The sequence below is a fragment of the Amycolatopsis sp. NPDC006131 genome (assembly GCF_040614175.1).
Lineage (GTDB): Bacteria > Actinomycetota > Actinomycetes > Mycobacteriales > Pseudonocardiaceae > Amycolatopsis_E > Amycolatopsis_E tucumanensis.
On record NZ_JBEXTX010000195.1, the window covers coordinates 1 to 8567 of the forward strand.

General features: G+C 71.5%; 8 protein-coding genes. 6 read left to right on the forward strand and 2 right to left on the reverse strand.

Annotated features, from left to right (window positions below; genetic code table 11):
* From ABZ215_RS42575 to ABZ215_RS42585, 3 genes are all read left to right on the forward strand, one after another.
* On the forward strand, positions 1-239 hold a 239-nt coding region (locus ABZ215_RS42575; RefSeq protein ID WP_354956562.1), incomplete at its 5' end, for a hypothetical protein.
* Positions 240-406: 167 nt separating this feature from the next.
* Positions 407-2035, forward strand: a complete 1629-nt coding sequence (locus tag ABZ215_RS42580) for an ABC-F family ATP-binding cassette domain-containing protein (protein ID WP_020421251.1) — start codon at positions 407-409, stop codon at positions 2033-2035.
* Between the two features lie 144 nt (positions 2036-2179).
* Complete coding sequence (locus ABZ215_RS42585) at positions 2180-2422, forward strand: helix-turn-helix domain-containing protein (RefSeq protein WP_223843236.1); 243 nt, start codon at positions 2180-2182, stop codon at positions 2420-2422.
* Here the strand turns inward: ABZ215_RS42585 and ABZ215_RS42590 are convergent.
* Positions 2409-3716, reverse strand: coding sequence for a glycosyltransferase 87 family protein (locus ABZ215_RS42590; protein WP_354956564.1), 1308 nt, complete (start codon positions 3714-3716; stop codon positions 2409-2411). The genes ABZ215_RS42585 and ABZ215_RS42590 overlap by 14 nt on opposite strands.
* A gap of 167 nt (positions 3717-3883) precedes the next feature.
* Between ABZ215_RS42590 and ABZ215_RS42595 the strand changes: the two genes are divergently transcribed.
* Positions 3884-5749, forward strand: a complete 1866-nt coding sequence (locus ABZ215_RS42595; protein ID WP_354956566.1) for an ABC transporter ATP-binding protein — start codon at positions 3884-3886, stop codon at positions 5747-5749.
* On the opposite strand, the gene ABZ215_RS42600 is transcribed toward ABZ215_RS42595, so the two are convergent.
* Complete coding sequence (locus ABZ215_RS42600) at positions 5746-6459, reverse strand: sugar isomerase domain-containing protein (RefSeq protein ID WP_020421248.1); 714 nt, start codon at positions 6457-6459, stop codon at positions 5746-5748. The genes ABZ215_RS42595 and ABZ215_RS42600 overlap by 4 nt on opposite strands.
* 80 nt (positions 6460-6539) lie before the next feature.
* Here ABZ215_RS42600 and ABZ215_RS42605 point away from each other — a divergent pair, with 80 nt between their 5' ends.
* Both ABZ215_RS42605 and ABZ215_RS42610 read left to right on the forward strand, forming a co-directional pair.
* Positions 6540-7214: an alpha/beta fold hydrolase gene (locus tag ABZ215_RS42605; RefSeq protein WP_354956568.1), complete on the forward strand. Its 675-nt coding sequence runs from the start codon at positions 6540-6542 to the stop codon at positions 7212-7214.
* 168 nt (positions 7215-7382) lie between these two features.
* Positions 7383-8477, forward strand: coding sequence for an LCP family protein (locus ABZ215_RS42610; RefSeq protein WP_237338054.1), 1095 nt, complete (start codon positions 7383-7385; stop codon positions 8475-8477).
* The last annotated feature ends 90 nt before the right edge of the window (positions 8478-8567 follow it).

The window sequence follows — 8567 nt, forward strand, 5'->3', positions numbered from 1 at the left end:
AAGCGCAGGGAAAAGATCAAAAGAGTCCTCGCCGGACGGGCAGGCTCCGGGATGACCAGGGGTTGGGTGCCTCGTCTCACCTTGGCGAGGTGGTTGCGCTGGGTGGTCATCCCGTCGCCTTCCGTTTTGTGCATATCACCTTGACCCAGGGCCGCAAGGTTGGCATGTTCGGCCGCCGGACCCAGCGGGGGTTGCGGCCCTGGCTCAAGGTGATCGTCCAGTGTCAGGCGACGGGATGACCACCCAGCTACCTTGGTGGCGTGGTGAGACCCGCCACCGCGGGGAAAATCGCTGGACCGTGATCCGTACACTGGGTCTCGTGGACGTCCAGTTGGAGTAGCTCCGGGCCGCCTGTCCGGCAGGCCCGTCGATGCCACCCGTCCACCCCCGCCATCCGGGAGTTCTCTTGATCACGGCCACCGGCCTCGAACTGCGCGCCGGGTCGCGCATTCTGCTTTCCGACACCACCCTGCGCATCCAGCCGGGCGATCGCATCGGCCTGGTCGGGCGCAACGGCGCCGGCAAGACCACCACCCTGAAGGTCCTCGCGGGCGAGGGCGAGCCCTATGCGGGCGAGGTGCGCCGCGGCAGCGAGCTCGGCTACCTGCCCCAGGACCCGCGCGAAGGTGACCTCTCCGTCACGGCCAAGGACCGCGTCCTGTCCGCCCGCGGCCTCGACACCCTGCTGCGCGACATGGAGAAGGCCCAGACCGCCATGTCCGAGCTGGTCGACGACGCCGAGCGGGACAAGGCGATCCGCCGCTACGGCCGCCTCGAGGAACGCTTCGCCTCCCTGGGCGGGTACGCGGCCGAGAGCGAGGCCGCCCGCATCTGCGCCAACCTCGGCCTGGCCGACCGCGTCCTCGCCCAGCCGCTGCGCACCCTCTCCGGTGGCCAGCGCCGCCGCGTCGAGCTGGCCCGCATCCTGTTCGCCGCCTCCGACGTGGGGGCCTCCGGCCGCTCCGACACCATCCTGCTGCTCGACGAGCCGACCAACCACCTCGACGCCGACTCGATCAACTGGCTGCGCGGCTTCCTCAAGGGCCACGAGGGCGGTCTCGTGGTGATCAGCCACGACGTCGAACTGCTGGCCGAGGTCGTCAACAAGGTCTGGTTCCTCGACGCCACCCGCGGCGAGCTGGACAACTACAACATGACCTGGAACCGCTACCTGGAAGCGCGCGCGACCGACGAGAAGCGCCGCCGCCGGGAGCGGGCCAACGCGGAGAAGAAGGCCGCCGCCCTGCAGGCACAGGCCGCGAAACTCGGCGCGAAGGCCACGAAGGCCGTCGCGGCGAAGAACATGGCCCGCCGCGCCGAGCAGATGCTCGCGAGCCTGGACGACCAGCGCCAGGCCGACAAGGTCGCGCACATCAAGTTCCCGGCCCCGGCCCCGTGCGGGCGCACCCCGCTCACCGCCGACGGACTGTCCAAATCGTACGGCTCGCTGGAGATCTTCACCGGCGTCGACCTCGCGATCGACCGCGGCACCAAGGTCGTCGTGCTCGGCCTCAACGGCGCGGGCAAGACCACCCTGCTGCGCCTGCTCGGCGGCATGGAGAAACCCGACACCGGCAGCGTCGTGGCCGGCCACGGGCTGCGCCTCGGCTACTACGCGCAGGAACACGAGACGCTCGACCACGACGCCAGCGTGTGGGAGAACATCCGCCACCTCGCCCCCGACACCGGCGCGCAGGAGCTGCGGAACCTGCTGGGCTCGTTCCTGTTCACCGGTGAGCAACTCGACCAGCCCGCGGGCACCCTTTCCGGTGGCGAGAAGACCCGGCTCGCGCTCGCGGGCCTGGTGTCCAGCGCCGCCAACGTGCTGCTGCTCGACGAGCCGACCAACAACCTCGACCCGGCCAGCCGCGAACAGGTCCTCAACGCCCTGCGCAGCTACACCGGCGCGGTCGTGCTGGTCACCCACGACCCGGGCGCGGTCGAGGCGCTGGAGCCCGAGCGCGTGATCCTGTTGCCCGACGGCACGGAGGATCACTGGTCGGATGATTACTTGGAACTCGTCCAGTTGGCATGACGTAAACAAAGGCTGGATTGCTTAGTTGGACTAGGCAACAACCTTGAATGGCGCAATTTTTCCGCCATTGGGCAGGTTTTTCGCCCGTCGTCTGGCAAATTCCCGGTTCGTGTTCGATCATTGCGTGACGAGGCCCACTGTGGCCTGCCAACGCGATCTGGTGGAAGGCGGAACGACGTGGCTGACCTGAAGAAGGGCGCGCGGATCACCGGCAGTACGCGTGACAAGCTGGCCGCTGACCTGAAGAAGAAATACGAGAAGGGTGCCAGCATTCGAGCCCTGGCCGAGTCGACCGGACGCTCGTACGGCTTTGTGCACCGCGTGCTTTCCGAATCCGGTGTGCAGTTGCGCGGACGCGGCGGGGCGACGCGCGCTAAGAAGAAGTAGGCCGGGCACCTCCGGCCTCGGCGCGGCGGAAGCACAACATCGCACCGAGGAGCACGGACGGGTACACCAGGTACCCGAAGCGCGTCGCGGGCGTCAGGAGCGTGAACGCTCCTAGCCCGACGGCGATGCGCCACAACGCGTCCGACCCCGCGACGGGCGGACGCCGCAGCAACCAGACGAGGATCGCGGCAGCGGCGCCCGCGAGCAGGACGAACGCGGCCACTTTCCCGGCCGGTCCGGTACTGGCGATGAGATAGCCCGGCAGCGGGCTCGCCGCCGGTGACGTCACCTGGCCCAGGCCGGCCGGGAACCGGATCACGTGCTCCACGAACGCCCGCGGGTTCACCAGGAACACCGGGATGTTGAGCACCGCGCACGCGACCACCGTCGTGGTGAGGAAGCGCGCCAGGGCCCTGCCGCCCAGGCGGGCGAAGACGAGCACGGCCAGCACCACCGCGGCCGGTGCGACGATGAGCTTCGCGCTGATCACCAGCGCGAGGATGATGGCGCTCGCCACCGGGCGGTCCCTGGCCGCGAGCGCGGCCGCGACGAGCATGAGACCGACGATCGCCAGGTCCGGCCCGGCGACCGCCCAGGTCAGCGCGGTGAGCGGGCACGCCATCGCGAACTGCGCCGCGCGCACCGGAACGCGCGGCGTCCGGGACAGCCGGATCGTCAGCCACGCGCACACGCACGCGGTCAGGGCGAACACCAGCCGCGCGTCGGTGAGCGCGTCGGCCACCGGGCTCCCGCCGAACAGGGCGCGGGGCAGGCCGAACACGGCCATGACCGGGCCGTAGGGCGTGTAGTCGTTGACCTCCGGGGCCCGGGTGAGCGCCTCCACGTCCACGTACGGCGTGCCGTTGTCCAGCAGCAGGCTCGCCGACCGCTCGATCACCCACACCTCGGGCTGGGCGCTCCAGGAGAACGGTGTGTTCAGCCAGTCGGTGCCGGTGAGCCGCCGGACCACCAGGACCGCCAGCGGCAGCAGCATCGACAGCACGCCGATGCCGGCGATCCCCACCCAGCGAGAACGCAGCAGCCCGCCCTGGCGGCCGGTGGCGATCAGCCAGCCGGTCTGGGCGGCAGCGAATCCGTAGCCGAACGCGGCGCACGAGCCCCAGATGCGGAAGCCGTAGAACTCGTTGGTGAGGGCCAGTGCGATGGCGTAGACGGTGCAGACGACGTAGAAGACCAGGTCGACGGTCAGCGGGTGCGCGGCGAGCAGAGCCCGCCAGCGGTCGAGGGCGGCGGCGGGGACCGGCGTGCGCACCTCGGTGCGCTCAGTGGTCATCGCGGGCCGCCGGGTGGTCTCGCACCGGTTTCGTCCCTCCCCATGGGCAAAGGTTACCGAGGGCGGAATCGCGGGCAACGCCCGGGAAGCTTTTGGTGACCTGCCGCGTTGACCTCTGCGTCTTCGGGGTAGACATCAAGTAATGTCGAACTTTTAGGGTGGGCGGCGTGGACAACACCTGGTCGTTGATGAGTTCGGCGATGCGCGCGGCGAACACGCCGAAGGGCCTCGCGCCCGGAACCGTGCGGCGGGTCGCGCGCTTCGCCCGCCCGTACTGGCGCAGCCTGCTGGTGTTCCTGGCGCTGACCGTGGTGTCGGCGGTGATCGCGGTGAGCACGCCGGTGCTGGCCGGCAAGGTCGTCGACACGATCGTCGGCGGCAAGGACGCCGGCCTGGTCGTCCTGCTGGCCGTCGTCGTGGCCGGGCTGGCGATCGCCGACGCCGGGTTCGGGCTCGTCGAACGCTGGCTGTCCGCCCGCATCGGCGAGGGCCTGATCTACGACCTGCGCCGCGCGGTGTTCGAGCACGTGCAGCGCATGCCGATCGCGTTCTTCACCCGCACCCGCACCGGCGCGCTGGTCAGCCGCCTGAACAACGACGTGATCGGCGCGCAGCGCACGTTCACCGCGACCCTGTCCGGCCTGGTCACCAACGTGATCCAGCTGGTGCTCTCGCTCGCGGTCATGGTCACCCTGTCCTGGCAGGTGACGCTGCTGGCGCTGGTGCTGCTGCCGGTGTTCGTGCTCCCCGCGCGCCGCATCGGCCGCCGGATGGCCGACCTGCAGCGCGAGTCGGCCCAGCTCAACGCCGGGATGACCACCCAGATGACCGAGCGGTTCTCCGCGCCCGGCGCGACGCTGGTCAAGCTGTTCGGGCGGCCGAAGCGGGAGGTCGAGGACTTCGGCGCCCGCGCGGGCCGCGTCCGTGACATCGGCGTGCGGACCGCGATGCTGACCCGCTGGTTCATGACCAGCCTGACCCTGGTGTCGGCGCTCGCGACGGCGCTGGTCTACGGCCTCGGCGGCTGGCTGGCGATCCGCGGGCAGCTCGCCCCGGGCACCGTCGTCGCCCTCGCGCTGCTGCTGACCAGGCTCTACAGCCCGCTGACCGCGCTGGCCAACGTGCGCGTGGACGTGATGACCGCGCTGGTGTCGTTCGAGCGGGTCTTCGAGGTGCTCGACCTGGATCCGATGATCACCGAGAAGCCGGACGCCCGCACCGTGCCGGAGGGCGGCGTGTCGGTCGAGTTCGACGACGTCCGCTTCGCCTACCCGGCCGCCGACAAGTACTCGCTCGCCTCGCTGGAGGAGGTGTCCACACTGGACACCCGCGGCGGTGAGGAGGTCCTGCACGGGATCAGCTTCCGCGCCGAACCGGGGCAGATGGTCGCACTGGTCGGCTCGTCCGGTGCGGGCAAGTCGACGATCGCGTCGCTGCTGCCGCGCCTCTACGACGTCGACTCCGGCGCCATCCGGTTGTCCGATGTGGACGTCCGTGACCTGGCGTTCGCCTCGATCCGGGACACCGTCGGCGTGGTCACCCAGGACGGGCACCTGTTCCACGACACCATCCGCGCCAACCTGGAGTACGCGCGGCCGGGTGTGGCGGAGGAGGAGATCTGGGACGCGCTGGGCCGGGCGCGGCTCGCCGAGCTGGTCCGCAGCCTGCCCGACGGGCTGGACACGCTGGTGGGGGAGCGCGGCTACCGGCTCTCCGGCGGCGAACGGCAGCGGCTGACCATCGCGCGGCTGCTGCTGGCGCACCCGCGGGTGATCGTGCTGGACGAGGCGACCGCGCACCTGGACTCGGAGTCCGAGGCGGCGGTCAGCGAGGCACTGTCGCACGCGCTGGAAGGCCGGACCGCGCTGGTCATCGCGCACCGGTTGTCCACCGTGCGGGCGGCCGACCAGATCCTGGTGGTCGAGGACGGGCGCATCGTCGAACGCGGCACCCACGAGGAGCTGCTCGCCGCGAACGGCCGCTACGCCGACCTCTACCACACCCAGTTCGCCGAGGAGCCCGCCGCCGCTTAGCGGAGGGCGGGCACCCGCGGGCGGTAGTGGTCCAGCAGCGCGGCGTTGGCCGCGTCGCCGCCCTCGACGTTCGAGCTGCGCCACAGCGGCACCTCGACGCCCTCCCGCCGGGCGGTGTCGAAGACGTGCGCCAGCACCTCGTTCCACAGGAAGACGTTGAGCAGCGAGGACAGCGCCACCGTGCGCGGGTCGTCGGCGGGGAAGGCGGCGTCGCCGGGGCGGACGCCGGTGTCGAGCACGACGTCGGCCTGCTCCAGCAGCGTGCTGTGCGAGCGGCGCGGCGCCGCCTCGACCGACGCCCGCGAGGTCACCGCCACCACCGGCGCACCCGCCGCGCGGGCGGCCTCGGCCAGCTCGACGGGGTAGGGGTTGACGCCGGAGTTGGAGAACACGTACACCACGTCGTCCGGTCCGGGCGCGCGCTCGGCCAGCACCTCCGCGGCCAGGCCGGACCGCCGCTCGGCCGCCGTGCTCGCCGCGGCGCCGTGCAACGGCAGCAGGTCCGGGTGGTACAGCGGGTACACGCAGGCCAGGCCGCCCGCGCGGTAGAAGGTCTCGGCGACCGACGCCAGCGAGTGCCCGGCGCCGGCGGTGAACACCAGCGCGTCCGCCCGCACCGCGCCCAGCACCAGCGCGGCGGCCCGCTCGATCTCCCTGCCGTTGCGTTCGCCGGCCTGCTGCAGGGCGCCGGCGACCAGATCGTTGATCATGCGCCCGACCCTAGGCGGCGGACCACCCCGTGCGGGTGGTCGGCGGAAGAATCACCCCGGGCGTGGTGTTGGCTCCTGGTGTGAGTGATCCGGTGCTGACGACCTGGCGCGCCCGCGGGCCGGTGCGGGCGGTCGTGCTCGTCCTGCACGGGGGCGCCGAGAACGGCCTCAACGTGGTGCGGCCGTGGGGGCTGGCCTACCTGCGGATGGTGCCGCTGGCGCGGCAGATCCTGCGGGCCGGGGCGCCGCACGGGGTGGAGGTGCGGCTGCTGCGCAACCGCGTCCGGGGCTGGAACGACCCCGACCTGCACCCGGTGGCCGACGCGCGGTGGGCGCTGCGGCGGATCCGGGCCGAGCGGCCGGACGTGCCGGTGTTCCTCGCCGGGCACTCGATGGGCGGCCGGGTCGCGCTGCGGATCGCCGACGAGCCGGAAGTCCGGTCCGTGCTGGCGCTGGCGCCGTGGACCCCGATCGGCGAGCCGGTGGAACCGGTGACCGGCAAGACGGTCGTGATCGCCCACGGCACGCGCGACCGCATCACCCGGCCCGCGGAGTCCTTCGCCTACGCCGAGCGCGCCCAGGCGGTCGCCGAGCGTGTGGTGCGGATCGAGGTCATGTCCGAAGGGCACGCCATGCTGTACCGGCCGGGGGTGTGGAACCGGCTGGCCCGCGAGTTCGCCCTGGACGCCGCCGGTGTGGCCCCGCTCACGGCCTGGTCGGTGCGTCCCGACCAGCGGCTTCGCCTGCCCGGGTAGCGTTGCGCAACCCTTTCGGGGTGCTGCACGTCCTGATTCGAGACGTTTGAGGTTCACTAGGGGCGTCCTAGGGCCGGTCGATCGGGGAACGGTGATGGCGTGACGAACCAGGGCGGCTACCCGCCGCGCGTACCACCGCGCGGCCCGCGACAGCACCAGCCCGCGCAGATGATGCCGTTGCCCGGCCGCGAGGGCGCCTACCGCCAGCCGCCGCCGCGCCGCCCCGGACCGCCGCCCACGCGGGCCATGCCGTCCCGCGGCGACGTCCCGCCGCCCCCGCCGCCTGCCGCGCGCCGTCCGCGCCGCCGCCGGTTCGGCCCTGGCAAGGTGCTGCTCACGCTGCTGTCGGTGTTCGTGCTGTTCCTCGCCGGCGTGTGGGTGTACCTGGAGTTCTCGATCAACCGGGTCGCCGCGCTGGAGGACTACGAGGGCCGCCCCGCCGCAGGCGCGGGCACCAACTGGCTCATCGTCGGCTCGGACAGCCGCGAAGGCCTCACCGCCGAGGACGAGCAACGGCTGGTCACCGGCGACGTCAAGGCCGCCGGTGGCGGTCAGCGCACCGACACGATGATGATCGCGCACCTGCCGGACAACGACACCAAGCCGACGCTGGTCAGCCTGCCGCGCGACTCCGAGGTCGCCATCCCCGGCCACGGCACCAGCAAGATCAACGCGGCGTTCTCGATCGGCGGCGCGCCGCTGCTGGTCAAGACCGTCGAGCAGGCCACCGGGCTGCGCATCGACCACTACGCCGAGATCGGGTTCGGCGGGTTCGCCAACATCGTGGACGCGATCGGCGGCGTGGACATGTGCGTCGACAAGGAGATGCACGACACCGTCACCGGCATCACGATCCCGGCCGGCTGCCAGGAACTCGACGGCGCGCACGCGCTCGGGTTCGTGCGCATGCGGCACAGCGACGCGACCCCGCGGTCGGACCTGGACCGGGTGGAGAACCAGCGCAAGTTCATCGGCGCGCTGGTCAGCCAGATCTCCAGCCCGGGCACGCTGCTCAACCCGTTCGACGTGTTCCCGCTGCTGGGCGCCGCGCCGGACGCGCTGACCATGGACGAGGGCGACCACCTGCACAACCTGGTGGCGCTGGCGTGGGCGATGCGGGGCATCTCCTCGGACGGCGTGCTGTCCACGACGGTGCCGGTCACGTCCGGCTCGGCGGAGCACTGGGACAAGACGAAGTCGAAGCAGCTGTGGGAAGCGCTCCGCAACGACACGGTGGTCCCCGACAGCGCGATCATGACCTAGGGCGTGTCTGACAAAGATCGCGGTTGGTGGCTGGGATGCTGCTGGTCGTGTCGCGGTTTCAGATGCTCTCGGATGAGCAGTGGGCGTTGA